This window comes from Ramlibacter ginsenosidimutans (assembly GCF_016654015.1).
Taxonomy (GTDB): Bacteria; Pseudomonadota; Gammaproteobacteria; order Burkholderiales; family Burkholderiaceae_C; genus Ramlibacter; species Ramlibacter ginsenosidimutans.
The window spans coordinates 496,386-520,638 of record NZ_JAEPWM010000002.1 but is presented as its reverse complement, the minus strand read 5'-3'; the positions used below and the strand labels follow the sequence as shown (position 1 = coordinate 520,638).

At 70.2% G+C, this 24,253-nt stretch carries 22 protein-coding genes; 11 read left to right on the top strand and 11 right to left on the bottom strand.

The window, feature by feature from the left end:
• Complete coding sequence (locus tag JJB11_RS08480; RefSeq protein ID WP_201168404.1) at positions 1–963, top strand: Bug family tripartite tricarboxylate transporter substrate binding protein; 963 nt, start codon at positions 1–3, stop codon at positions 961–963.
• Here the strand turns inward: JJB11_RS08480 and JJB11_RS08475 are convergent, their stop codons facing one another.
• Complete coding sequence (locus JJB11_RS08475) at positions 964–2,211, bottom strand: cation:proton antiporter (protein ID WP_201168403.1); 1,248 nt, start codon at positions 2,209–2,211, stop codon at positions 964–966.
• 52 nt (positions 2,212–2,263) lie between these two features.
• Here JJB11_RS08475 and JJB11_RS08470 point away from each other — a divergent pair, with 52 nt between their 5' ends.
• Positions 2,264–2,920, top strand: a complete 657-nt coding sequence (locus tag JJB11_RS08470) for an HAD family hydrolase (RefSeq protein WP_201168402.1) — start codon at positions 2,264–2,266, stop codon at positions 2,918–2,920.
• Here the strand turns inward: JJB11_RS08470 and JJB11_RS08465 are convergent.
• Together JJB11_RS08465 and JJB11_RS08460 are read right to left on the bottom strand one after the other, a co-directional pair.
• On the bottom strand, positions 2,883–4,859 hold the full coding sequence (locus JJB11_RS08465) for an aconitase family protein (protein ID WP_201168401.1): 1,977 nt from the start codon (positions 4,857–4,859) through the stop codon (positions 2,883–2,885). The two genes, JJB11_RS08470 and JJB11_RS08465, sit on opposite strands and share 38 nt — an antisense overlap.
• Positions 4,856–5,758: a LysR family transcriptional regulator gene (locus JJB11_RS08460; RefSeq protein WP_201168400.1), complete on the bottom strand. Its 903-nt coding sequence runs from the start codon at positions 5,756–5,758 to the stop codon at positions 4,856–4,858. Before JJB11_RS08460 ends, JJB11_RS08465 begins: the two co-directional genes overlap by 4 nt.
• A gap of 74 nt (positions 5,759–5,832) precedes the next feature.
• On the opposite strand from JJB11_RS08460, the gene JJB11_RS08455 reads away from it, so the two are divergent.
• The 3 genes from JJB11_RS08455 to JJB11_RS08445 are packed head-to-tail and all read left to right on the top strand — an operon-like array spanning position 5,833 to position 8,991.
• Positions 5,833–6,798: a hydroxymethylglutaryl-CoA lyase gene (locus JJB11_RS08455; RefSeq protein ID WP_201168397.1), complete on the top strand. Its 966-nt coding sequence runs from the start codon at positions 5,833–5,835 to the stop codon at positions 6,796–6,798.
• Entirely contained in the window at positions 6,791–7,990 is a 1,200-nt protein-coding gene (locus tag JJB11_RS08450; RefSeq protein ID WP_201168395.1) for a CaiB/BaiF CoA transferase family protein, read from the top strand. Before JJB11_RS08455 ends, JJB11_RS08450 begins: the two co-directional genes overlap by 8 nt.
• Positions 7,991–8,013: 23 nt before the next feature.
• Positions 8,014–8,991 (top strand): Bug family tripartite tricarboxylate transporter substrate binding protein, encoded by a 978-nt coding sequence (locus JJB11_RS08445; RefSeq protein ID WP_201168393.1) that lies wholly within the window; start codon positions 8,014–8,016, stop codon positions 8,989–8,991.
• A 25-nt stretch (positions 8,992–9,016) separates the two neighbouring features.
• On the opposite strand, the gene JJB11_RS08440 is transcribed toward JJB11_RS08445, so the two are convergent.
• Positions 9,017–12,175, bottom strand: coding sequence for a PAS domain-containing protein (locus JJB11_RS08440; protein WP_201168390.1), 3,159 nt, complete (start codon positions 12,173–12,175; stop codon positions 9,017–9,019).
• Positions 12,176–12,229: 54 nt separating this feature from the next.
• Complete coding sequence (rocF, locus tag JJB11_RS08435) at positions 12,230–13,138, bottom strand: arginase (protein WP_201168381.1); 909 nt, start codon at positions 13,136–13,138, stop codon at positions 12,230–12,232.
• Positions 13,139–13,257: 119 nt separating this feature from the next.
• Here rocF and JJB11_RS08430 point away from each other — a divergent pair, with 119 nt between their 5' ends.
• A complete protein-coding gene (locus JJB11_RS08430; protein ID WP_201168379.1) occupies positions 13,258–14,436 on the top strand; it encodes a zinc-dependent alcohol dehydrogenase in 1,179 nt (392 codons plus the stop codon).
• Positions 14,437–14,446: 10 nt separating this feature from the next.
• Positions 14,447–14,986: a hypothetical protein gene (locus JJB11_RS08425; RefSeq protein WP_201964705.1), complete on the top strand. Its 540-nt coding sequence runs from the start codon at positions 14,447–14,449 to the stop codon at positions 14,984–14,986.
• A gap of 1 nt (position 14,987) precedes the next feature.
• Here JJB11_RS08425 and JJB11_RS08420 read toward each other — a convergent pair whose 3' ends face one another.
• A complete protein-coding gene (locus JJB11_RS08420; protein WP_201168377.1) occupies positions 14,988–16,007 on the bottom strand; it encodes an asparaginase in 1,020 nt (339 codons plus the stop codon).
• 14 nt (positions 16,008–16,021) lie between these two features.
• Between JJB11_RS08420 and JJB11_RS08415 the strand changes: the two genes are divergently transcribed.
• Positions 16,022–17,893 carry a carboxyl transferase domain-containing protein gene (locus JJB11_RS08415; protein WP_422917836.1) on the top strand — a complete coding sequence of 624 codons (1,872 nt, stop codon included), beginning with the start codon at positions 16,022–16,024 and terminating at the stop codon, positions 17,891–17,893.
• A 21-nt stretch (positions 17,894–17,914) separates the two neighbouring features.
• Here JJB11_RS08415 and JJB11_RS08410 read toward each other — a convergent pair whose 3' ends face one another.
• The 5 genes from JJB11_RS08410 to JJB11_RS08390 form a co-directional block, all read right to left on the bottom strand.
• Complete coding sequence (locus tag JJB11_RS08410) at positions 17,915–18,082, bottom strand: hypothetical protein (protein WP_207189936.1); 168 nt, start codon at positions 18,080–18,082, stop codon at positions 17,915–17,917.
• Positions 18,079–18,462, bottom strand: a complete 384-nt coding sequence (locus JJB11_RS08405) for a hypothetical protein (protein ID WP_201168371.1) — start codon at positions 18,460–18,462, stop codon at positions 18,079–18,081. The genes JJB11_RS08410 and JJB11_RS08405 overlap by 4 nt, the downstream gene beginning before the upstream one ends.
• 10 nt (positions 18,463–18,472) lie before the next feature.
• Positions 18,473–18,850, bottom strand: coding sequence for a hypothetical protein (locus JJB11_RS08400; RefSeq protein ID WP_201168369.1), 378 nt, complete (start codon positions 18,848–18,850; stop codon positions 18,473–18,475).
• A gap of 45 nt (positions 18,851–18,895) precedes the next feature.
• A complete protein-coding gene (locus JJB11_RS08395) occupies positions 18,896–19,312 on the bottom strand; it encodes a DUF1877 family protein (protein ID WP_201168367.1) in 417 nt (138 codons plus the stop codon).
• Positions 19,313–19,473: 161 nt separating this feature from the next.
• Positions 19,474–20,439, bottom strand: coding sequence for an AEC family transporter (locus JJB11_RS08390; RefSeq protein WP_201168365.1), 966 nt, complete (start codon positions 20,437–20,439; stop codon positions 19,474–19,476).
• A 127-nt stretch (positions 20,440–20,566) separates the two neighbouring features.
• Here JJB11_RS08390 and JJB11_RS08385 point away from each other — a divergent pair, with 127 nt between their 5' ends.
• The 3 genes from JJB11_RS08385 to JJB11_RS08375 are packed head-to-tail and all read left to right on the top strand — an operon-like array spanning position 20,567 to position 24,212.
• Entirely contained in the window at positions 20,567–22,636 is a 2,070-nt protein-coding gene (locus JJB11_RS08385) for an ATP-dependent helicase (protein ID WP_201168362.1), read from the top strand.
• Positions 22,633–23,034, top strand: a complete 402-nt coding sequence (locus JJB11_RS08380) for a hypothetical protein (protein ID WP_201168353.1) — start codon at positions 22,633–22,635, stop codon at positions 23,032–23,034. The genes JJB11_RS08385 and JJB11_RS08380 overlap by 4 nt, the downstream gene beginning before the upstream one ends.
• Positions 23,035–23,084: 50 nt before the next feature.
• On the top strand, positions 23,085–24,212 hold the full coding sequence (locus tag JJB11_RS08375; protein ID WP_201168349.1) for a phospholipase A: 1,128 nt from the start codon (positions 23,085–23,087) through the stop codon (positions 24,210–24,212).
• The last annotated feature ends 41 nt before the right edge of the window (positions 24,213–24,253 follow it).

Sequence of the window (24,253 nt, the reverse complement as noted above, 5' to 3'; positions counted from 1 at the left end):
ATGACCCGTAGCTGGCTCGCCTTCGCATTCGCAGTGGCTCTGTGCGGCCATGCCGCGGCGCAATCCTGGCCCGAACGGCCGGTGCGGCTGGTCGTGGGCTTCACGCCCGGCGGCGCCGCCGACTACGTGGGCCGCAGCGTCGGTGACGCGCTGGGCCGCGTGCTCGGGCAACCTGTGGTGATCGACAACCGGCCGGGCGCGGGCTCCAGCCTGGCGGCGGACTATGTCGCGAAGGCGGCGCCCGACGGCTACACGGTGCTCATCGCGAGCCCCAGCGCGATCTCGGTGAACCCTGCGATCGATCCCAGGCGCGCGCCATCGGTGCAGAGCCTGGTGCCGGTCTCCAAGCTCACCGCCTCGCCCCTGGTGGTCGCGGCCAATCCGCAACTGGGCGTCAAGAGCATTCCCGAGCTGATCGCGTACGCGAAGAAGAATCCGGGCAAGGTGAACTTCGCGCACGCCGGCATGGGATCGGCCCCGCACCTGGGCGGCGTGCTGTTCAACCAGCTCGCGGGCACGGACCTCGTGGGCATTCCGTTCAAGGGCGGCGCGCCCGCCGTGCAATCGGTGATCGCCGGCGACACGCAGGTGACCTTCGCCACGCCGCCCTCGGTGCTGCCGCAGATCAAGGGCGGCCGGCTGGTGGGCCTGGGCGTGACCACGACCGAACGCTTCCCGCTCGTACCCGAACTGCCCGGCATGAAGGAAGCCGGCCTGCCCGCCTACAAGATCGACTTCTGGTACGGCTTCTTCGTGCCGCCCGGCACGCCGCCCGAGATCGTGAAGAAGCTGTTCGATGCAACCCAGCTCGCCTTGCAGAAGCCGGAGGTCCGGGCGGCGCTGGCGCGCGAAGGCACCGACGTCTCGGCGTCCGCCTCGCCGGCGGAATTCGCAGCCTTCGTGCAGGACGAGAACCGCTTCTGGGCGAAGCTCGCGAAGGACTCGGGTGCGAAGGCGGACTGATCAGCGCGGCTCGCCGACGCGCATGCGCCGCAGGAACCAGCCCAGCGACGGCGCCTGCACCAGCAGGCTGAAGAACACCACGGCATAGGTGCCCATCACCAGCGTGTCGCGCGCCGGGAAGGCCGGCAGGCTGAGCGCCAGCGCAATCGAGATGCCGCCACGCAGCCCGCCCCAGGTCAGCACCTTCACCGCGTGCGGCGTGCGCCGCTTGAGCCACGGACGCAGCAGCAGCGCCGGCACGCCGACGCTCACGAAGCGCGCCACGAGCACCACCGGGATCATCAGGAACGCGCCGGCCCAGGCGATGCGTCCGCCGTCCCAAGAGAGCAGTTGCAGTCCGACCAGGCCGAACAGCACGAGGTTCAGCACCTCGTCCAGCAGGTCCCAGAACGACAGCAGGTGCTCCTGCGTGCTCTCGCTCATCGCGTGGCGCACGCCGTGGTTGCCGATGACGAGTCCCGCCACCACCACCGTGAGCGGCGCCGAGACGCCCAGGCGCTCGGCCAGGCTGTAGCTTGCGGTCGCGAGCGCCAGGGTGAGGATGATTTCCACCGGGTAGCTGTCCACGCCCCGCAGCAGCACGAACACGACGTAGCCGCAGGCGATCCCCAGCAGCAGCGCACCCACCACCTGGCGCAACAACAGCAGGCCGATGCCTTCGGCGCTCGGGTAACCGCCTCCGGCAGTCAGCGACAGCATCACCAGGAAGGCGACCACGCCCGTCCCGTCGTTGAACAGGCTCTCGCCGGCAATGTCGGTCTGCAGCGCCTTGGGCACGCCGACGGTCTTCAGGACTCCCAGCACCGCGATCGGATCGGTGGGGGAGATCAGCGCGCCGAACAGCAGGCAGTGCCGCAGGGCGACCGGCACGTGCAGCGCGTGCAGCAGCAGCCACGCGCCGCCGCCGACGAGTGCGGTGGACAGCACCACGCCCACCGTCGACAGCACCAGGACGGGCAGCTTCTGCCGCGCGAGGTCGCCGAAGCTCACGTGCAGGGCCCCGGCGAACAGCAGCACGCTCAGCAAGCCGTGCAGCACCAGTTCCGGGAAGTCGAAGCGGTCGGCGAGCTTGCCCGCCCAGTCCGCCGCACCCGGCACCGCATGGCCGGCGATGCCGATGGCGAGCGAGACCACCACGCCCATCGCGGTGATGCCGATCGTGTCCGGCAGGCGCAGCACGCGATGGTTGAAGTAACCCAGCACGCCGACGGCGCTGAGCAGGACGGCGATGAGGTCGAGGACGGACATGGATGCTGCGCGACCTTATCCGAAAGCGCGCGGCCGCGGGGACAATGGCGCCATGCCCGACCATCGTCCCGCCACGCGCGCCGTGCTCTTCGACCTCGGCGGCGTGCTGCTCACCATTGACTGGGAGCGCGCCTTCGCCACCTGGGCGCCGCACTCGCGCCTGCCCGCCGAGGGGCTGCGCGAGCGCTTCTCGTTCGACGAAGCCTTCCGCCGCCACGAGACCGGCCACCTGCCCGACGAGGGCTACTTCGCGCACCTGCGCCACGTGCTGGAGCTCGAGTGCGAGCCGCAGCAGGTGCGCGCGGGCTTCGATGCGATCCTGGCCGGCGAGATCGAGCAGACCGTGCAGATGCTGGACGCGATCCGCGATCGTGTGCCCTGCTATGCGATCAGCAACACCAATCCGTCGCACGTCGCGCAGATGCAGCGCGGCTTTCCGGGATTCCTGGACCGCTTCGCGCGCGTGTTCACCTCGCACGAGATCGGCCACCGCAAGCCGCAACCCGAGAGCTTCGAGCACGTGCTGCGCGCCATCGGCGTGCCGCCCGCGGAAGTGCTGCTGTTCGACGACCTGGAGCCGAACGTCGAGGCCGCTGCCGCGCTCGGCCTGCAGGCGGTGCGCGTGACCAGCCCGGACGATGTGCGACAGGCGCTCGTCGCGCGCGGGCTGCTCAGCGCGGATGCGCCCGCAGCTGCGCCCAGGACGTGAGTTCGCCGGCGAGCGCGCTGGCCATCACGGTCGCGGGACTCGCCAGCCAGACCTGCCCCGGCCCCGAGCGGCCGGGGAAGTTGCGGTTGATCGCGCTCACGGTGACCTGCCCTGCGTCGGTCGACGAGCCCGGGCCGCAGTTGGCGCAGGCCCCGCAGGACGGCTGCAGGATGCGCGCACCCGCGGCGGCGAAGGTGCGGTCGTAGCCACGCTCGCTGCAGTAGTCGCGCACGGCCGTCGTGCCGTACTGCAGGAACAGCTGCACGTGGGGCGCCACGCGCAGGCCCTGCTCCAGTCCCCACGCGAGCACCGCGTGGTACTGGTCGAAGTCTTCGCGCTTGCCGGCCGTGCAGGAGCCGCCGTACGCGATGTCGACGCGGACGCGCTCGCCGAGTGCTGCCAGCGGCACGCCTTGTCCCGGATCGCCCGGCCGCGCCACCATGGGCGACAAGCCGCCGCAATCCACGCGCAGCACGTCGCTGTAGCTCGCACCCGGGTCGCTGCGCATCCAGTCTTCCAGCTGGAACGCCACGCCGCGCCGTTCCCGCAGGAAGCGCACGGTCTCCGCATCGGGTTCCACGATGCCGGTGAGGCCGCCCAGTTCCGCCGTCATGTTGGTGAGCGTCGCGCGTTCGTCGGTGGACAGCGCGCGCAGCACGGGACCGGCGAACTCGAACACCTGGCCGACGCCCCCGCCCGCACGGATCGATGGCAGTTGCAGCAGGTGCAGCGCGATGTCCTTCGCGGCGACCCCGTCGGGTAGCGCGCCTTCCAGCTCCACGCGCAGCACGCGCGGCATCGTCAGGCGCACGGCGCCCGTGACGAAGGCATTGGCCATGTCGGTCGTGCCCACGCCGAAGGCGACGCAGCCAAGAGCGCCGCTGTGTGGCGTGTGGGAATCGGTGCCCGCAACGAGCTGGCCCGGCAAGGCGTAGTGCTCCGCCATCATGGCGTGCGAAATGCCGGCGACGTTGCTGCCGTCGTCCGCGCGCGCTTCCTGCTCGGTCAAGGTGCGATGCTGGCGCAATCCGTACTGCTGCGCGAATTGCCGCTGCGCCTCCTGCATCGCCCGCATGTTGGGCAGCAGCGGGGAGCCCGCATGCGCGGGACTCTCGTCCACGTAGGAAGTGTGATCCTCGAACACCACGATGGAGGCCGGATCGCGCAGCGCGAGCGGCTGGCCGAACGTGGCATGCAGCATGTGCGCCGCCATGCCCGTGTAGTACTCGTGGATGAAACGCCAGTCCGCCCGCACGAAGCAGCCTTCGCCGGGCGCCGGCGCGTCCGGCGTCGCTGTCGTGCGCAGCAGGTGGCGCTGCACGATCTTCTCGAACAGCGTGCGCGCTCCGCTCGCGACTGGCGCAGGGGCCGGACTGGCCGCGCGCAAGTGCTGCTGCCCGAAGCGCAGCAGCCCGCCGCTGCGCAGGATGGCGGCGGCCAGCGCATCGCGGCCGGCCACGAGTTCGTCCACCGGGATCGCCTCGCCGCGCTGGATGCGCTCGACCAGCCCGAAGTCGGTCGACGTGAAGAGGCCGATGTTGTCCGCGTTCTGCCGGTAGATGCGCTCGAAGCTTTTCGCGATCACGAGGCGGATGCCCGCCAGCTTTTCAGCCGCGGGGCTGTGCTCGCGCGACGATCCCTTGCCGTAGCGCCGGCCCGCCACGGTCACCTGGAAGCCGCCGGCCTGCACCGCGCCAGCAGCGATCGGCCGCGTCCCGTCTTCCGCCGTGAAACCCGTGTAGGGAAAGCGCGCCAGGCGCGCGTCGTAGTGCGAGAGGATGCGCACGGGCGTGATCTCGTCGGTGGAGATGTCGTCGCGCAGCGCGCCGGCGGCAGCGCGATCCATCCGCGCGCCGGCGACCTGCGCGCGCACGACGTCGCCGCCGCGCGCAAGAAACAGAAGGCGCGGCGCGCGGCCGAGGTCCAGGGTGTCGTTCATGGGGGAGCGAGCGAAGCGAGATGATCGACGAGCATCTGCGCCGCCGGCGTGAGCGAGCCAGCGTCGCGGAAGCACAGGATGAAGCGCCGCTCCGCCCAGGGCTCGGCAAGCGGGACGAGGCGCAGGCCCATGGACGCGGCGGGCGCCTCGGCGACCTCGCGCGGCACGAGGCTGATGGCGAGCCCGGCGTGCACGACGCGCAGTGCCGCCTCGAAGTTGGTGACGACCACGCGATGGTTCACCGTGCGCCCCAGCTGCGATGCGTTCCGCTGCAGCATCAGTTGCACCGCGCTGTTCACCGGCAGGCTCACGTGTTCGTAGTCCAGCGTGTCGGCAAAGCGCAGCTTGCGCTTCGCGGCGAGCGGATGCCCTTGCGGCACGACCACGCAGAGTGTGTCCTTCCGATAGGGCCGCGCGTGCAGTCCCTTGTGCTCCGTCGCATCCCAGCACACGCCCAGCGAGGCCAGGCCTTCGCGCACGCCTCGGACGATCTCGGGGCTGACGCGTTCCTCCAGGTCGACGCGGATGTTGCGGTTCGCCGGCCGGCGCAGGAACGAGGCGACGTCGTCCGCCAGGGACTCGGTCATTGCCGAAACGGAAGCGAGGATGCGCACCTGCCCGCGTCCGCCGGCGACGTAGCTCTGCATGTCGCGCTCGATGCGTGCCGCCGAATCGAGCATGCCGCGCGCGTGCTCCAGCAGCGTCTGCCCCGCGGCCGTCGGCACGACGCCATGGCGCTTGCGCACCAGCAGCGGCGTGCCGACCTGGTGTTCCAGCTGGGCCAGTCGCTTGCTGATCGCCGAGCCGACGATGCTTGCCTTCTCGCCGGCGCGCGCGATGTTGCCCGTCTCGCAGACGGAGACGAACAGGCGCAGCGTGGTCAGGTCGAGGTCGCGCAAGATATTCCGATCGGGAACATGAGCGTTCCCAAAATGAGCCATCCGCTCGTTTCGGAAATTCTAGACTCCCGGCCATGCAAGCGACCCCTCCATCCGCGACGGCCTCCCTGCCGCGCCGCGTGGTCGTCCGCGAGATGGGCCTGCGCGACGGCCTGCAAAGCGTGGCCACCATCGTCCCCACCGCCGCCAAGATCGAATGGATCCGCGACGCCTACGCCGCCGGCGAGCGCGAGATCGAGGTGGGTTCCTTCGTGCCACCCCGGCTGCTGCCGCAACTGGCGGACACCGCCGAAGTGCTCGCCTTCGCGCAGACGCTGCCCGGGCTGCGCGCGACGGTGCTGGTGCCCAACCTCAAGGGCGCGCAGCGCGCACTCGAGGCGCGCGCCGAGATGATGCTGGTGCCGCTGTCGGCCAGCCACGCGCACAGCCTCGCCAACCTGCGCAAGACGCCGGACCAGGTGCTCGCGGAGATCGCCCGCATGCGCGCGGAGCGCGACGCCAGCGGCGCGCGCACGCAGATCGAGGTGGGCCTCAGCACCGCCTTCGGCTGCACCATCCAGGGCGCGGTCGATCCTGCCGAAGTCGTGCGCCTCGTGCAGGCCGTGCTGGACATCGGCGTGGATGCGGTGAGCCTCGCCGACACGGTCGGCTATGCGGATCCCGCCATGGTGTCGCGGCTGTTCGAGCAGGTGCTGAAGGTCGCGGGCGAGCGCCTGGTCGCCGCCCACTTCCACGACACGCGCGGCCTCGGCCTCGCCAACGTGTACGCAGCGCTGCAACTGGGCATCGCGCGCTTCGATGCCTGCAGCGCCGGCATCGGCGGCTGCCCGCACGCGCCCGGTGCGAGCGGCAACGTGGCGACCGAAGACCTCGTGTACATGCTGCACAGCATGGGCATCGCCACCGGTCTGGACTTCGACCGGCTGCTCGCGCTGCGCGCGAAGATCGTGCACTGGCTGGCCGGCGAACCCACGCACGGCACGATCTGGAAGGCCGGCCTGCCCAGGACGATGAAGGCGATGGAGGCCGCGCATGCCTGAGGCCTCCGTGAACCAGCCCCTGAAGGGCCTGCGCGTCGTCGAATTCACCCACATGGTCATGGGGCCCACCTGCGGCATGGTGCTCGCGGACCTCGGCGCCGAAGTGATCAAGGTGGAGCCGATCGATGGCGACCGCACGCGCCGGCTGCTCGGCGCCGGCAGCGGCTTCTTCCCCATGTTCAACCGCAACAAGAAGAGCATCGCCATCGACCTGCACCGGCCGGAAGGCGCGGCGCTGGCGCGCCGGCTGTGCGCCAGCGCCGACGTGGTGGCGGAGAACTTCAAGCCCGGCACCATGGAGAAGTACGGACTGGACTACGCGTCGCTGCAGGCGGTGAATCCGAAACTGATCTACGCCACCTGCAAGGGCTTTCTGCCGGGCCCGTACGAGCACCGCACGGCGCTCGACGAAGTGGTGCAGATGATGGGCGGCCTCGCCTACATGACGGGGCGGCCGGGCGACCCGCTGCGCGCCGGCACGAGCGTCAACGACATCATGGGCGGCCTCTTCGCCGCGATGGGCGTGCTGGGCGCGCTGATCCAGCGCGGGGTCACCGGACGCGGCATGGAGGTGCAGTCGGCCCTGTACGAGAACAATGTGTTCCTGGTCGGCCAGCACATGATGCAGTACGCGATGACGGGCAAGCCCGCTGCGCCGCTGCCCGCGCGCGACAACCCCTGGGCGGTGTACGACGTGTTCACCGTGCAGGGCGGCGAGCAGATCTTCCTGGCCGCCGTCAGCGACGCGCAGTGGACCAAGTTCTGCCAGGTGCTGGGCTTCGCCGACCTGCTGGCCGAACCCGGTCTCGCCACCAACAACGAACGCGTGCAGCAGCGCCCGCGCCTGCTCGCGACGCTGCGCGAGCGCCTGGCCCATCGCGGCGCGGCAGAGCTGGCATCGCTGATGGAGAAGGCGGGCCTGCCCTACGCGCCGATCCGCCGCCCCGAGGACCTGTACGATGACGAGCACCTGCTGGCCACCGGCGGGCTCGCCGACGTGAAGCTGCCCGACGGGCCGCGGGCCGGCGAGACCGTGAAGACCACGCTGCTGCCCTTCACGCTCGCCGGCGAGCGCCTGGGCGTGCGGCTGGACCCGCCCGTGCTGGGTGCGCACAGCCGAGAGCTGCTGCAATCCCTCGGCCTGCCCGACACCGAAATCGATGCGCTGAAGGCGCAAGCGGTCGTCGCCTGAACCACCGAACCTGGAGACACACCATGCAAGACCCGAAGAACACCTTGTCGCGCCGCAGCCTGCTGCTGGCACTCGCCTCCGCCGCAGCTGCCGGCCCGGCGCTGGCCCAGTCCGGCGTCGTGAAGTTCATCCTGCCCAACGCCACCGGCTCCGGCGTCGACGCGATCGTGCGCGCCGCCAGCCCTGCGCTGTCCAAGGCGCTCGGTGCGAACGTGGTGGTCGAGAACCTCTCGGGCGCCGGCGGCGTGGTCGGACTGCAGGCGCTGGCGCGCTCGCCCGCCGACGGCAGCACGCTGTCCGTGGTGTCGAACAACGTGGTCATCTTCCCGAGCGTGCTGAAGTCGCTGCCCTTCGATATGCCCGGCGACTTCACCCCCATCGCCATCGTCGGCGCCACGCCCATGGTGCTGGTGGTGAACCCGGCGAAGATGCCGGCGAACAATGCGCGCGAGTTCTTCGCGCTGCTGAAGGCCAAGCCGGCGAGCTACAACTTCGGCTCCGGCGGCAACGGCACCATCCTGCACCTGGCCAGCGAGATGGTGCTCGAGGCCGGCGGCGCCACGGCGCGCCACATCCCCTACAAGGGCGTGGGTCCGATGGTGACCGACCTCATGGGCGGCCAGATCGACTTCGCCACCGCGGCCCTGCCCAGCGTGCAGGGGCAGATCAAGGCCGGCGCGCTGCGCCCGATCGGCTTGCTCACCGCGCAGCGCACGCCCGCCGCACCGGAGATTCCCACCTTCGCCGAGCAGGGCCTCGCCAACTTCTCCGTCGACGCGTGGTTCGCGGTGATCGGGCCCAAGGGCCTGAGCGCCGCCAACGTGAAGAAGGCGCACGACGCCGTGGTCGCCGCGTTCAACGACCCGGCCGTCAAGGAGGCGATGGCCAGGCAGGGCAACACCATCAACATCAGCACGCCGGAACAGGCGCAGGTCGCGTTCCGCAGCGAGATGGCGAAGTACGCGGCGCTGGTGAAGAAGGTCGGACTCGAGCCGCAGTAAGCGCAGGAGGCTGCGCGGCGGCCTTCTACGCCGGGCTGGCGAACACGAGGAACAGATCGAACGCCGCCTGCAGGTCCTCCTGCAGGCGCTGCAGTTCCTCGACGGGGGCCGTGGCGGCGCGCTCCTCCAGGGCCGCGGCAATCGCCGCGTACCGTTCCGCCGCAATCATCGAGCCGGCCCCCTTCGCCGAGTGCGCGAACAGGCCCACCTTCTGCCGATCTCCCGCCTGCAGCGCGAGGCGCAACTTCTCCAGCAAGGCGGGCGTGGTCTGGCGGAACGCGGCCAGCGCCACTTCCTTCAGTTCCTCGTCGCCGCCGAAGCGCGAGTGCAGGCCGCCGGCGTCGAACAGCGGCAGCTCCGCGAGGCGCGAGGGCTGCAGGCCGGCCCAGCGCGCAAGCATCGAGCGCATCACCCGCAGGTCAATGGGCTTGCTCAGGTAGTCGTTCATGCCCGCTTCGAGGCAGCGTTCGCGATCGCCCTTGATGGCGTTGGCCGTCATCGCGATGATCGGGATCGTGCAGCCGGCCGCGCGCAACTGGCGCGTCGCCTCGTAGCCGTCCATCTCGGGCATCTGGCAGTCCATCAGGATCACGTCGTAGTCGCCCGTGAGCGCCATCTCGCACGCCTCGGCGCCGTCGCTGGCGATGCTCACGTCGTCGTAGCCCAGCTTGCGCAGCATGCCGAAGGCCACCACCTGGTTGGTCGGGTTGTCCTCGGCGAGCAGGATGCGCGCGTGCTGCGCCGCCGAGCTGAGGTCCACCCACGCCGAAGGCGCCGCCGGCTCCTGCGCGGCAAGCACGGGGATGGTGACGGTGAAGCGCGAGCCCTTCTCCGGCGTGCTGGCGACTTCCACGGCGCCGCCCATCAGGTCCACCAGCTGGCGCACGATGGACAGGCCCAGGCCGGTGCCGCCGAACTGGCGCGAGGTGGAGCTGTCCGCCTGCATGAAGCGCTGGAACAGCTGCGGCTGCACCTCCGGCGGGATGCCCACGCCGGTGTCCGCCACCATGAAGCGCAGCACGAACGCGGCTTCTTCCGGCGTCGCTCGCACGTCCAGGCCGATCCAGCCGGACTGGGTGAACTTCAGCGCGTTGCCCAGCAGGTTGACCAGCACCTGGCGCACGCGGGTGGGATCGGCCAGCACGTACTGCGGCACGCCCGGGTCCAGCCGCACGTGGAACAGCAGGCTCTTCTCGGTGGCACGCAGGCGGTACAGCGAGGCGAGGTCCTGGATCAGCTCGTGCAGGTCGAAGGGCACGCGCTCGATCTCCATCTGGCCCGCCTCGATCTTGGAGACGTCCAGGATGTCGTTGACCAGCGCCAGCAGCGACTCCGCGCTGCGGTCGATGAGGTCGGCATGGCGGCGCACTTCCGGCGTCAGCGGCTCGTCGAGCATCAGCTTGGTCATGCCGATGATGCCGTTCAGGGGCGTGCGGATCTCGTGGCTCATGGTGGCCAGGAACTGGCTCTTCGCCTTGCTGGCCGCGTCCGCCGCGTCGCGCGCGATGCGCAGTTCGTGCTCCGCCGCCTTGCCCTGGCTGATGTCGCGGTTGGTGCCGACCATGCGCACCGGCGCGCCCTTGGCGTTGCGGTCCACCACCCGGCCTTCGCAGTGGATCCACAGCAGCGAGCCGTCGCGCTTCTTCACGCGGTGCTCCACCACGTAGTTGGCGGAGCTGCCACCCAGGACCGCTTCCAGCGCGCGCTGGATCTGCGGCATGTCCTCGGCCGGCACGAGTTCGAGCAGCTCCTGCACCGCGCAGCGCGTCTCCCCGGGCTCGCCGCCCAGCATCACGGCCCACTGCTCGGACAGGTACACGTCGCCCGCGGCCACGTCGAGGTCCCACAAGGCCAGCGCCGAGCCCTCCAGGGCGCGCTGCAGCCTCTCCTCGCTGCGCTCCAGCGCGGCGCGCGCGAGCTGGCTCTCGGTCACGTCCTGCAGCGCGCCCACCAGCGCATACGGCTTGCCGCCGCGCCGCTGCACCTGGCCCACCGAACGCACCCAGATCCTGCGCCCGCGCGCCGTCGTCATGCGCAGCAGCAGGTCCCAGGGCTGGTCGCTCTCGATGCAGGCCTTGGCCGTGTCGCGGATCAGCTTCTGCGCGTCGGCGTCGAAATAGAGCGACTGCTCGTCGCCGCGCGGCTGGTAGTCCGGCGGCAGCTCGTAGATGCGGCGCGTCTGGTTCGTCCAGAACACCTCGCGGGTGAGCAGGTTCATGCGCCACGCCCCGATCCCCGCGATCTGTTCGGCGCGCGCGAGGAATTCGTTGCTGGCCCGCATCTGCTCCTGCGAGCGCAGCTGCTCGGTGACGTCCTCGATGGAGCCGACGTAGCCGCCGGTGGAGCTATCGGGCAGCCGCACGGCTTGCGCGCGCACCCGCACGTTCACGTTGCTGCCGTCGGGACGCTGCACGCGGTAGGTGTGGTCGAACACCCGGCCCGCCGCGGACGCTTGCTGCCAGCGCACGAGGACCTCGGTGCGATCGTCCGGGTGCAGGCTGCCCACCCAGCTGTCCCCCATCAGCTCCGCCACGGGCCGTTGGAAGATGCGCGCCGCCTCGGGGTTCGCGTACACGACCTGGCCGGGCGCATCCGTGTGGAAGATGCCGACCGGGCAGGACTCCGACACTTCGCGGAACATCTGCTCGCTGGACGCATGCAGCGAACGGTGCGCGGCCTGGCGCAGCAGCAGCGCCTGCATGGCCGTGCGCGCGAGCTCCTCCAGCGTGGCGCGCTGCGTCGGCGTGAGGCCGGCGCGCGGCTGGTAGTCGAGCACGGCCAGCGCGCCGATCACCAGTCCGTCCGAGGTGACCAGCGGCGCGCCGGCATAGAAGACCAGCGCGGGGTCGCCGCGCACGCAGGCCTTGGCGGACACGCGGGCGTCGAGGCGGGTGTCGGGTATTTCGAGGAACGCGCCGGTAGGCACCGTCAAGCCGCAGATGGATTCCTCCAGGGGCAGCTCGCCGAGCCCGGGCAAGCCCACTTGCGACTTGGTCCACTGGCGCTGTCCGTCCAGCAGGTTCAGCACGGCGATCGGGGTGGCGCAGGCCGCCGCCGCGCTGCGCGTGAGTCCGTCCAGCAGCGCCTCGGACGGGGTGTCGAGCACACCGAGACTATGCAGCGCCTCGACGCGGCGGAGCTCGCGTGCGCGATCGGCAGGCTGGCTGGCAGGAGCGGCTTCCACGGACGAACTCTACCGTGTCCGGCCGCCGGGCCCGGCGGATTTCTTAGCGGTGGCTTACCGGGCCAGCGTGGAAGCGCCGAACAGGCTCTGGATGAATTCGACGGCCAGTTCCGCCGTCCGGTTGCGCACGTCCAGGGCGGGGTTGATCTCCACGACGTCCAGCGAGCCGAGCCGGCCCGTGTCCGCGATCATCTCCATGCACAGCTGCATCTCGCGGTAGGTGGGGCCGCCGCGCACGCCCGTGCCCACGCCCGGCGCGTCCAACGGGTCGAGGCAGTCCAGGTCGAAGCTCACGTGGATGTGCGTGTCCTCGTCGACGTCCTGCAGCACCTCGGTCATGGTGTTGCGCATGCCGTGTTCGTCGATGTGCCGCATGTCGAACACCTGCAGGCCCAGTTGCCGGATGGCCAGCTTCTCGTCGGCGTCGACGCTGCGGATGCCGATGAAATCCAGCGCGTCGGCGACTATCGCCGCGCGTTCGCCGCTCCAGCCCACCAGGTCTTCCGGCCCGTGGCCAAGCAGGCAGGAAACCGGCATGCCGTGCATGTTGCCGCTGGGGCTGATCGCGGCCGTATTCACGTCCGTGTGCGCATCGAGCCAGACCACGCGCAGGTTCTTGCGCTCCTGCCGGCACTGGCGGGCGACGGCGCTGATGGAGCCGATCGCCAGGCAGTGGTCGCCACCCATCAGCAGCGGAACCTGGTCCAGCGCCAGCGAGGTGGCGACGGCCTCGAACACGGCGCGATTCCAGGCGACCACCTCGGGCAGGTGCCGCAGCCCCTGCTGGGGTTGCTGCCAGGGATTCGGCGGGCCGGCGAGGTTGCCGCGGTCGATGACGTCGTAGCCGTGGCCGCGCAGTGCCTCGGCCACTCCGGCCACGCGCAAGGCGTCCGGGCCCATTCCGGCGCCGCGCACGCTGGCACCGACGTCGGTCGGTGCGCCGATGAGGCTGATGCATTTCATGCAGGCCGCATTGTGTCGCAAGCGGGTGGGCGCCGGAAGGATTGCTACAGGATGCATCGAAGTCGCCCATGGCTGGCTTCGGATTCGCAGAATGGGGCGCAACCAACAGGGAGAACTGAATGCTGGCAATGCAATACCGAGGCCCCTACCGCGTCCGTGCGACCCAGAAGGCCGAGCCCGAGATCGAACACCCCAACGATGCGATCGTGCGCGTGACGCGCGCCTGCATCTGCGGCTCCGACCTGCACCTCTACCACGGGCTCGTTCCGGACACGCGCATCGGCCACACCTTCGGGCACGAGTTCGTGGGCGTCGTCGAGGAGGTCGGGCCCTCCGTGCAGAGCCTGAAGAAGGGCGACCAGGTCCTGGTGCCCTTCAACATCTTCTGCGGCAGCTGTTTCTTCTGCCAGCGCGAGCTGTACTCCAACTGCCACAACGTCAACCCGGAAGCGACCGCGGTGGGCGGCATCTACGGCTACTCGCACACCACCGGCGGCTACGACGGCGGCCAGGCGGAGTTCGTGCGCGTGCCGCTGGCCGACATCGGCCCGATGAAGATCCCGGCGAGCTTGTCCATGGATGACGCCGTGTTGCTCACGGACGTGTGTCCCACCGGCTACCAGGCCGCGGAAATGGGCGACATCGCCGAAGGGGACACCGTCGTCGTCTTCGGCGCCGGACCGATCGGCCTGATGGCCGCCAAGTGCGCCTGGCTGATGGGCGCCGGCCGCGTCATCGTCGTGGACCACCTGGAGTACCGGCTGGAGTTCGCGCGCAAGTTCGCGCAATGCGAGACGGTGAACTTCCTGGAAGTGGACGACATGGCGATCCACATCAAGAAGATGACCGACTGGCTGGGGGCCGACGTCTGCATCGACGCCGTGGGCGCCGAGGCGGTGGGCAACATGCTGCAGCAGGTGACCGGCCGCTACATGAAGCTGCAGGCAGGCTCGGCCACCGTGCTGTGGTGGGCGATCAACGCCGCGCGCAAGGGCGGCAACGTGTCCATCGTCGGCGTGTACGGACCCACCGGCAACACGGTTCCGATCGGCAACGCGCTGAACAAGGGCCTCACGCTGCGCATGAACCAGGCGGCCGTGAAGCGGCACCTGCCCCGATTGATCGAACACATCGAGGCCGGGCGCCTGAAGCCCAGCGAGATCATCACGCACCGCCTGCCCCTGGAGGAGGTCGCCGACGCGTACCACATCTTCTCCAGCAAGCTGGACAACTGCGTCAAGACCGTGCTGATCCCGCCGGGGGCGCGCCAGTACGAACGCCAGCTGGCGATGCACTGAGGGAGGCACCATGAGCAACCGCCACGACGACATGACGATCTACGTCGAGAAGACCTCGCCCGAGCAGCACCAGAAGAAGCCTCCCGGCGGCATCGAGGGCTGGGGCGCCGACCTCGACCCGCAGGTGCGCCCCGCGTACCCGATGGAGCGCACGCCGCCGCGCTTCATCAACCGCCACTGGGACGAGCTGGAGCACCAGCCGCGCACGGTCAAGGTGTTCCACTCCACCGAGCGTCCCGGACTGACCCCGGTGTTCGGCACCGCGCAGCCGCCCTCCGGCGTCTCCGGCAAGTTGCGCGACGTGGCCTTCCGCTACAGCGAGAACGACCTGCGCCACTGGCTCATGCTGCTGTTCGCCGACCGCGTGAACGTGGTCGAGGGCATCATCGACGACCTGGCGCACGGGCATGTGCCCAATCTCTTCAAGGAGATGGGCGGCCCGGCCGAATGGAAATACAACCGCGCCGGTTTCTACCGGAAGGCCGCGATCGCAGGCGGCATCGTCGCCGTGCTGCTGGTGTTGAACGCGCGGCGCACGCGCCGCCGGTGATTCAGGCCTTGGCGGGCGTCGCGAGCCGGAACACGGCGCGCCGCTCGCCGACCGGCGCGCCCTTGATGCTGGCGATGACCGCATTGCGCCAGGGCTGCAAAGCCTGGCGCTGTTCCTCGTCCAGCCAGCCAAGCTGGTCCAGCGCCTCCACCGTCGCCGCGAACAGCGCCGGCTTGTTGCCGTCGCCGATCTTGATCGCCAGCGCCTCGCCGCGGCTGCGGCTCGCCACCACCTGCACGCCTTCGGCGCCGACTTTGGTGACCCAGTCGCCGCGGCCCGCGCGCATGTAGTCCTGGTCGTTGCGGCCGGTGCCGGAGACCAGCTCGGGGTGCGCCGTCATCGCGTCGGCCAGTGCGGCGAAGCTCTCGCCGAAGCGCGCATCGCGCGTCCCGCTGGCCAGGCGCGCGAAGCCCTGCGCGAGGTTCGCGAGCGGCATCGCGTAGTTGGGCGCCGAACAGCCGTCGATGCCCATGGCCAGCTGGTGTTCCTGCAAGCCGACCGCCTCGGCGACCGTGCCGCGGATCGCGCGCTGCAGCGGATGCGCGGGATCGAGGTAGGTGTCCAGCGGCAGCCCGTGCTGCACGCAGTAGGCGAGAAAGCCGCTGTGCTTGCCGCTGCAGTTGTGGTTGCGCTCGTCGTACGTGCCCGGCGCCGGCGGCGGCCAGGCGCCCAGCTCCGCGTAATAGGGCACGTGGCAGCCGCACTGCAGGCGCCGGTAGCCGACGCCGGCGTGGTCCAGGATCTGCTGCACCTGTTCGACGTGCATGGGCTCGCCGCTGTGGCTGGCGCAGAGCAGCGCGAGGTTGGACGCGCTCAGGCCGAAGTGCTGCACGCCGCCGCCTTGCACGAAGGGCAGCGCCTGCAGCGGCTTCAGCGTGGAGCGCGTGAAGGTGGTCCAGTACGGATCGCCGGCGCTCGCCAGCACGCGCCCGCGCGTGTCGACGACGGCGATGGCGCCGAAGTACAGGCACTCGCGCGTGCCGCCGCGCGTGGTCTCGACGAGGGGAACGAGGTCGCTCATGCGGGCATTGTCGCCTGCCTGACGCGCCGCCGCGGCGAGGCCACCGCACAATGCCGGCCATGACCGAACTGCGCTCTCCCCTGCAGGCCCAGGTCGTCCAGTGGCTGGTCGCTCCCGGCGACGCGGTGCGCGCGGGCGACGTCGTGGTGATCCTGGAAGCAATGAAGATGGAGCACGAGATCCGCAGCCCCGCCGCGGGCCGCGTGCGGGATCGCTTGTTCGCCGAAGGGGAGACGGTGAACGAGGGGGAGTTGCTGCTGGTGCTGGAGGCGGTGGCGGCGGGGAGCGCCGCGACGCCGCCCCTCTCCGGGCCGGGGAGCGCGAGTGCATCCGCCACTCCCCGCCCCGACCTGCAGCGCGTCCTCGACCGCCACGCCCTCACGCTCGATGCCGCGCGGCCCGACGCCGTCACGAAGCGGCACGCGCTCGGACTGCGCACCGCGCGCGAGAACATCACCGACCTCTGCGATGACGACTCCTTCGTCGAATACGGCGCGCTCGCCGTCGCCGCGCAGCGCAGCCGCCGCAGCGACGACGACCTGCAGCGCAACACGCCGGCCGACGGCATGGTCACCGGGCTTGCGCGCGTGAATGGCGCATTGTTTCCCGCGGAGCGCGCGCAGGTCGCCGTGCTCGCCTACGACGCCACCGTGCTGGCCGGCACGCAGGGCTTCCGCAATCACCAGAAGACCGATCGCCTGCTGGGCATCGCGCTGAAGCACAAGCTGCCCGTCGTCCTGTTCGCCGAAGGCGGCGGCGGCCGGCCCGGCGACACCGACATGCCCATCGTCGCGGGCCTGCACGTCCCCACCTTCGCGAGCTTCGCGCGCCTGAACGGGCAGGTGCCCGTCGTCGGAATCGTCGCGGGCCGCTGCTTCGCCGGCAATGCGGCGCTGCTGGGATGCTGCGACGTGATCATCGCGACGGCGGACAGCAACATCGGCATGGGCGGCCCCGCGATGGTGGAAGGCGGCGGCCTCGGCGTGTTCCGGCCCGAGGAGATCGGGCCGGCGCCCGTGCAGCACGGCAACGGCGTGATCGACCTGCTGGTCGCGGACGAAGCGGAAGCGGTGGACGCCGCGCGCCGCTACCTGTCCTACTTCCAGGGCTGTGTCGACGCCTTCGAGGCGCCGGACGCCCAGGCGCTGCGTTCGGTCGTGCCGGAAAACCGCCTGCGCGTGTACGACAGCCGCGCCGCGCTGCAAGGGCTGGTCGACGCGGGCAGCCTGCTGGAGTTGCGCACCGGTTTCGGCATCGGCATCCATACGGCGCTGGGCCGCATCGCGGGCCGGCCCGTCGGCCTGCTGGCCAACAACCCGCTGCACCTTGGCGGCGCGATCGATGCCGACGCCGCCGACAAGGCCGCGCGCTTCCTGCAGTTATGCAACGCGCACGGTCTGCCGGTGGTGAGCCTCGTCGACACGCCCGGCTTCATGGTGGGACCGGCGATCGAGGCGCAGGCGCAGGTGCGGCACGTGAGCCGGATGTTCATCGCCGCGGCGCACCTGCGCGTGCCGCTGTTCGGCGTGGTGCTGCGCAAGGGCTACGGCCTGGGTGCGATGGCGATGGTGGCCGGCGGCTTCCACGCGCCGGAGTTCACGGTCTCCTGGCCGAGCGGCGAGTTCGGCGGCATGGGCCTGGAAGGTGCGGTGCGGCTCGGCTACCGCAAGGAACTGCAGGCGCTGCCGGAAGGGCCGCAGCGCGACGCGCTGTTCGACTCGCTGGTGCAGAAGAAGTACGAGGAAGGCGAGGCCATGAACATGGCCGCGACGCTGGAGATCGACGCCGTGATCGATCCGGCTGCGACGCGCGCGTGGCTGCTGCGCGGACTCGAGTCCGCGCGCACGGCGCCGCCTTCCGGCGCGTGCAGCGTGGACGCCTGGTGATCAGGAGGCGCGCCGCGCCCGTCAGCGGCGTTGCGCGCGGAAGCTGCCCAGCACCGGCAGCGCGAAGATGATCAGGACCGCATAGAGCGGCTGCCCGGTGCGGGCGACCTGGGTCGCGCACAGGGTGGCCAGCGCGGCACAGAGGCCGAGTCCGACGAAGCGCATGGTGACTCCTCCTTGCTCTCTCATTGCGTCTCCGCCCACAAGGGCGAGGACCGTGCGCGGTGTCCACGGACGTCGCGCAGGATGATGGCGCCGATGAAGGCGAAAGGCACGGCCGCCGAGGCGGCGACGGCGAAGGCGACGAAGGCGCAGAAGGCGAGCGAGGCGCCCGCGCACACCAGCAGGCGATCGCGCGACTGCCACCCCGGGACGGACAGGAACAGCGCGAGCACGGCGCTCACCAGCGTGAGCGGGATGCCGAGGTGCGGGTCCGCGAGCATGCGCAGTCCGCGCAGCGGCTGCGGCAGGTCCGACAGGTGCGGCCACAGCGCCGCGACACCGTAGGCCAGCGTGGCCAGCCACGCCAGCATGGCGCTGGCGTGTCGGGATGCGAGCCACCGGCGCATCGTGCTTCCTTCAGCGGCTGCAGCCCAGGCGCGAGCGGCGCGGCAACAGCAGCGCGATCAGGGCCAGCAGCAGCGCGAGCGCGATGAGCGTGGGCATGCCGGGCACATGGGCGAAACCGCGGGCAAACCAGCCCGAGACGATGCGCCAGCCCTGGAACACGGCCGCCGCGATCGCCAGCCACCATGCCCACGCGTAGCGCTTCCACAGGCCGAACGTGATCAACGCGGCGAGCAGCAGCGCCACCCACAACGCGGGATGCGACAGCGCGTGGACGAGCGCGGGGACGTTGCCGGTGCGCTGGAACCGGTAGACGGCGCCGCTGACCAGGAGCGCGCCGTAGGCGGCGGCGGTGAGGGATGCGAGGCGGATCTGCGTAGGGGCGGACATGGAACTGCTACTGCTTGGTGATGAAAAAAAAACGGAAAAGGGGCTTCAGGCGATGCGAAACAGCACCGCGTCTTTGTTGGCGGCGGCACGCTGGTAGAACGCCTTGAGGCCTTGGACGGCCTGCAGCACCTGCTCGGGCGTCGCATCCATCAGCGCCGCCTCGCAGCGCTGGCGCACGGTGCCTTCGGCGAGCGCGGCCAGCTGCATCGCGGTGTCCTGCACCTGGTGCGACCAGGAATAGGCGGCCATCATGGGAATCCGGTCGGTCAGCTCGGCGCCGCAGGCGGCTTCCGACTGCAGCACCTGGCTCAGTTCATACCAGACCGGCAGCGCATCGAGGTGCGCCTCGCGCGGCTTCTCGCCGGCGCCGGCCTGCAGGAAGGGGTCATGCGCGAGCTCGCCGGCCAGCAGCCGTTTCAGCTGGTCGTCCGACAGTGCATAGAAACCACCCTCCGTCCCCATGACGTCCTCCTGCGAGGCCCGCGGCCTCTTTCGGAACCAATATATCGAGGGGGACGCGGCGCGTCAGCGCCGGCGCGCATCGCGCAACGCGCTTCCTGGCAGTTCGCCACAAGGCAGGCCGCTCATCCCGCGCACGCGACCGCCCGCGCCGCGCGCAAGCTTCACTCCAGCAACGCGACCGCGGCGGAGAAGGTGAGGAAAGCGGCCGCGGTGGTGAGCAGGATGATGCGCGCGATGCGCCCGGTATCGGCGCCGAAGCGCTCGGCGAGCAGCGACACGTTGCTCGCGCTGGGCAGCGCGGCGACCAGCACCATGACGTGCAGCGTGAAGGGATCGAGCGGCAGACCCGCGGCGCGCACGCCCATGCCCACGCCCCACACCAGCAGGGGATGCACCAACAGCTTGACCAGCGACACCGGCACGAAATCGCGCGCCGGCAGCGACGCGTGCTCCGTTTGCGAACCCACGAATTGCGAACGCGCGAGCACCGCGCCGATGGTGAAGAGCGCCACCGGCGAGGCGGCGTCGGCCAGCAGCCCGATGGTGTTCATCACGGGGGCGAACGGCTTCCAGGCGGCGGCGGAAGCGAGGCCACCCAGCAGGATGGCCCAGGGCATGGGATTGAGCGCCACGCCCTTGAGCGCCTTCTTCGCCGCTTCGGCAGCGCCGTGTTCGTCGGCGCCGTCCAGGCGCGACAGGCCGATGCACAGCGAGCTGGTCACCACCAGGTCGATCAGGATCGTGAGGATCGCGGGACCCGCCGCGCGCGCGCCCAGCAAGGCGACCAGCAGCGGCACGCCCATGAAGCCGGTGTTCGGGAAGGCCGCGACCAGCGCGCCGAAGGCGGCGTCGTTCCAGCGGATGCGCGCATTCATGCTGAATTTCACAGTCCCGGCCACCACGAGCAGGGCGCACACGACCCAGGTCGCGAGCGCCAGCGGGTCCAGCAACTGCGCGATCGGCGTGCTGGCGCCGAAGCGATACAGCAGGCAGGGCAGCGCGAAGAACAGCACGAAGGTATTCAGGCCGCTGATCGCCTCGAACGGCAGCATGCGCCGGCGGGCCGCGAGATAGCCCGCCAGCACCAGTGCGAAGAAGGGAAAGGTGATCGCGAGGATGCTTAGCACGGGACGTATTGTCGATGCAAGCGCGGCACGGCGCCGTGCGCGGATACCACAAGGCGTGCGAGCGACGCGCCGAGGGCGGCGCTTATGATTGGCCGCTCCCGTTTTCGCGCAGTCCTTTGCTCCCCCGATGTCCGCCGGCCTGAATCTCGCCCAGCAAGAAGCCGTGAACTACCTGCATGGTCCTTGCCTGGTGCTGGCGGGCGCCGGCTCGGGCAAGACGCGCGTCATCACGCACAAGATCGCGCGGCTGATCCAGGCGGGCCTGGAAGCGAAGCGCATCGCCGCCATCACCTTCACCAACAAGGCCGCCGCCGAAATGCGCGAACGCGCGAAGTCGCTGGTGGGCCGCGGTGCGAAGGACGTGCTGGTCTGCACCTTCCACGCGCTGGGCGTGCGGATGATGCGGCAGGACGGCAGCGTGCTGGGCCTGAAGCCCCAGTTCTCCATCCTGGACTCCGACGATGTCACCAGCATCCTGAAGGACGCCGGCGGCACCACCGATGCGGCGACCGCGCGCCAGTGGCAGTGGGGCATCAGCCTGTGGAAGAACATGGGCCTGAACGCGGCGCAGGCGCTGGCGCAGGCGAAGGACGACAACGAGCGCGTCACCGCCACCATCATGCAGCGCTACGAGGAACGCCTGGCCGCTTACCAGAGCGTGGACTTCGACGACCTGATCGGCATGCCGCTGAAGCTGCTGCGCGACTTCCCGGAAGTCCGCGCGAAGTGGCAGCAGCAACTGGGGCACGTGCTGGTGGACGAATACCAGGACACCAACGCCACGCAGTACGAGCTGCTGAAACTCCTGGTGGGCGAACGCGGCCGCTTCACGGCCGTGGGCGACGACGACCAGTCCATCTACGGCTGGCGCGGAGCGACGCTGGACAACCTGCGCAAACTGCCGGTCGACTACCCGAACCTGAAGGTCATCAAGCTGGAGCAGAACTACCGCTCCACCAGCGCGATCCTGCGCGCGGCCAACAACGTCATCCAGCCGAACCCGAAGCTCTTTCCCAAGACGCTGTTCTCGGAGCTGGGCGAAGGCGAGCCGGTGCGCGTGGTCGATTGCGACAACGAGGAACACGAGGCCGAGCGCACCGTCGCGCGCATCCAGTCCATCCGGGCGAACGGGCTCGCCCAGGAGTGGAAGGAATTCGCCATCCTCTACCGCGCCAACCACCAGGCGCGCGTGCTGGAGCAGGCCTTGCGCAAGGCGCAGATTCCGTACAAGGTGTCGGGCGGCCAGAGCTTCTTCGACCGCGCCGAGATCCGCGACCTGTGCGCGTGGTTCCGCCTGTGGGTCAACAACGACGACGACCCGGCCTTCCTGCGTGCCGTGACCACGCCCAAGCGCGGCATCGGCCACCAGACCCTGGCCTCGCTCGGCGTGTTCGCGAGCCAGTACAAGGTCTCGCTGTTCGAGGCGCTGTTCTCGCCCTCGCTGCCCAGCGTGCTGAACGCGCGGGCGGTCGGCAGCCTGCACGAGTTCGGCCGCTACGTGAACGACCTGGAGTACCGCGCGCGCCAGACCGTGGGCGCCGAGGACGCGAAGACCTTCCTCGCCGACTGGCTGAAGGACATCGGCTACGAGAAGCATCTGGTCGACAGCGAGGAGAACGAGAAGGTCGCGGCGGCCCGCTGGAGCAACGTGCTCGATTTCTGCGAGTGGATGGCGGCGCGCTGCGGCGGCCAGATCGACGACACCGCCGGCGTGACCACCGCGAACGAGCGCAAGACGATGCTGGAAGTCGCACAGACCATTTCGCTGCTGTCCACCATCAGCGAGCGCGAGAAGGACCAGAACGTGGTCACGCTCTCCACCCTGCATGCATCCAAGGGGCTGGAGTGGCCGCACGTGGTGCTGGCCGGCTGCGTCGAGGGCATGCTGCCCTTCAAGCCGGAAGAGGACGGCGGACCGGCGAGCGAGGCGTACGCGCAGCGCCTGCAGGAGGAGCGCCGCCTGATGTACGTGGGCATCACGCGGGCGCAGCGCTCGCTGGTGGTGAGCTGGAGCAAGAAGCGCAAGAAGGGCCGCGAGCTGGTGGCGGCCCAACCGAGCCGCTTCATCGCGGAGATGGCCCTCGACAAGACCACGGTGAAGGAAGACCCGCGAGAAAAGCTCAAGGCCTTGCGCGCGGAGTTCGCCAAGAAGAGCGCCGATGCGGCTGCGGCCGCGGCGGCGGCTGGGACGCCGTGAAGCGCGCACTGCTCGCGCTTGCGGCCGCACTGCTGGCCGGCGGCGCCTTTGCCGATGCGCCCTGCCCCGCGGCGGACGACGTCACGCCGCAACTGCTGGTGGGCACGTGGCAGGCCGACCTGCAGGGCTCCTGGAACGGCGCGATCCTGCAGCTCGGTGCCAACCCCGACTACCCCGGCAGCTTGCGCGGCACGCTCGAACGCGAGGGCCAGCACCTGCAGGTCGCGGGCGACCTCGACGAGGACGGCTTCACGCTCGAGGAGTCCGCGGATGGCCAGCACATCGCCGCCACCTGGCTGGGCGACGTGGCGGAAGGCAGTTGCGGCCGCGAGATCCGCGGCACCTGGACGCGCGACGGCGAGACGGCGAGCCGCGCGTTCGTCCTGCGCAAGCGCTGAACGCGGGGAACTCGCCCCACGGAATCGCCGAGCCCGGCTAGCATCGCCCGATGCTCCGAGCCCTGTCCTTCCTGATCGCCGCCACGCCCCTCCTCGCGCAAGCACAGACACCCGAAGCCTGGCAGGCCTGCACCGCGATCGACGACAGTGCCCAGCGGCTCGCCTGCTACGACCAGTGGGCCAAGGGACAGCGGCCCGCTCCTGCCGCGGTGCCGGCGGCACCGGGCCCCGCACCCTCGCCGGCCGACCAGCAGCCGGTCGCGCCGCCGGTGCCGGCCGTGGTGGAGTCGCGCCGCGGCTTCCGGATGACCGCCACCGAAGGCTGCCACGACGCGCGCTACTCCGAGCTCTCCCGCTTCTGGGAGCTGGAGCGCGGCGCCGACTGCGGCACCTTCGGACTGCGCGGCTATCGCCCGACTTCGCTGGACCTCGTGGGCGCCAACCGAGTCAACCAGCAGCCGACCTCGGAGAATCCGCTGAACAACGCGACGACGGCCACCGACTACCGCACGACCGAGATGCGGCTGTCGGTGTCCCTGCGGACCAAGATCGCGCAAGGCATTTTTTCCTACCGCGGCGAGGGCATGGACTCACTGTGGTTCGCGTACACGCAGCAGTCGTACTGGCAGCTGTTCACGCCGCAGCTCTCGCGCCCCTTCCGCAGCACGGACCACGAGCCGGAGGTGCTTTACGTTGCGCCGGTGCAGTCCGCGCAACCCGGTACCTGGCGCATGCGGCTGGCGGGCGTGGGGCTGGTGCACCAGTCCAACGGCCAGTCGCTGCCGCTGTCGCGCAGCTGGAACCGCGTGTACGTGATGGGGGGCTTCGAGCGCGACAACCTGCAGATCTCCGCGCGCTTGTGGGACCGCATCAACGAAAGCCGGGCCAACGACGACAACCCGGGCATCAGCAACTACATCGGCCGCGGCGAGCTGGTGGCGCGCTGGCAGCCCAATCGCGCGAACCTGTTCATGTTCACCGGGCGGCATGCGCTCAGCACCGGCGGCCACGGCTCGGTGCGGCTCGAGTGGTTCCGCACGCTGGCCGACACCGGCATCGGCGTGCCGAACGGGCTGCGCCTGCACACGCAGCTGTTCTCCGGTTATGGCGATACGCTGCTGGACTACAACTTCAGGCGCACGGTGCTCAGTGTCGGCTTCAGCCTGGTCGAGTGGTGAAGGCGCTGGCGAAAGCTGGGGTTCGGCTGCGCCTCACCGCC

Bases quoted from the DNA above. Each gene is read 5' to 3' on its own strand.
- JJB11_RS08375 (WP_201168349.1), top strand. From the start codon at position 23,085: ATGCTCCGAGCCCTGTCCTTCCTGATCGCCGCCACGCCCCTCCTCGCG.
- JJB11_RS08465 (WP_201168401.1), bottom strand. From the start codon at position 4,859: ATGAACGACACCCTGGACCTCGGCCGCGCGCCGCGCCTTCTGTTTCTT.
- JJB11_RS08385 (WP_201168362.1), top strand. From the start codon at position 20,567: ATGTCCGCCGGCCTGAATCTCGCCCAGCAAGAAGCCGTGAACTACCTG.
- JJB11_RS08470 (WP_201168402.1), top strand. From the start codon at position 2,264: ATGCCCGACCATCGTCCCGCCACGCGCGCCGTGCTCTTCGACCTCGGC.
- JJB11_RS08410 (WP_207189936.1), bottom strand. From the start codon at position 18,082: ATGAGAGAGCAAGGAGGAGTCACCATGCGCTTCGTCGGACTCGGCCTC.
- JJB11_RS08480 (WP_201168404.1), top strand. From the start codon at position 1: ATGACCCGTAGCTGGCTCGCCTTCGCATTCGCAGTGGCTCTGTGCGGC.
- JJB11_RS08430 (WP_201168379.1), top strand. From the start codon at position 13,258: ATGCTGGCAATGCAATACCGAGGCCCCTACCGCGTCCGTGCGACCCAG.
- rocF (WP_201168381.1), bottom strand. From the start codon at position 13,138: ATGAAATGCATCAGCCTCATCGGCGCACCGACCGACGTCGGTGCCAGC.
- JJB11_RS08405 (WP_201168371.1), bottom strand. From the start codon at position 18,462: ATGCGCCGGTGGCTCGCATCCCGACACGCCAGCGCCATGCTGGCGTGG.
- JJB11_RS08475 (WP_201168403.1), bottom strand. From the start codon at position 2,211: ATGTCCGTCCTCGACCTCATCGCCGTCCTGCTCAGCGCCGTCGGCGTG.
- JJB11_RS08445 (WP_201168393.1), top strand. From the start codon at position 8,014: ATGCAAGACCCGAAGAACACCTTGTCGCGCCGCAGCCTGCTGCTGGCA.
- JJB11_RS08455 (WP_201168397.1), top strand. From the start codon at position 5,833: ATGCAAGCGACCCCTCCATCCGCGACGGCCTCCCTGCCGCGCCGCGTG.
- JJB11_RS08420 (WP_201168377.1), bottom strand. From the start codon at position 16,007: ATGAGCGACCTCGTTCCCCTCGTCGAGACCACGCGCGGCGGCACGCGC.
- JJB11_RS08450 (WP_201168395.1), top strand. From the start codon at position 6,791: ATGCCTGAGGCCTCCGTGAACCAGCCCCTGAAGGGCCTGCGCGTCGTC.
- JJB11_RS08395 (WP_201168367.1), bottom strand. From the start codon at position 19,312: ATGGGGACGGAGGGTGGTTTCTATGCACTGTCGGACGACCAGCTGAAA.
- JJB11_RS08400 (WP_201168369.1), bottom strand. From the start codon at position 18,850: ATGTCCGCCCCTACGCAGATCCGCCTCGCATCCCTCACCGCCGCCGCC.
- JJB11_RS08425 (WP_201964705.1), top strand. From the start codon at position 14,447: ATGAGCAACCGCCACGACGACATGACGATCTACGTCGAGAAGACCTCG.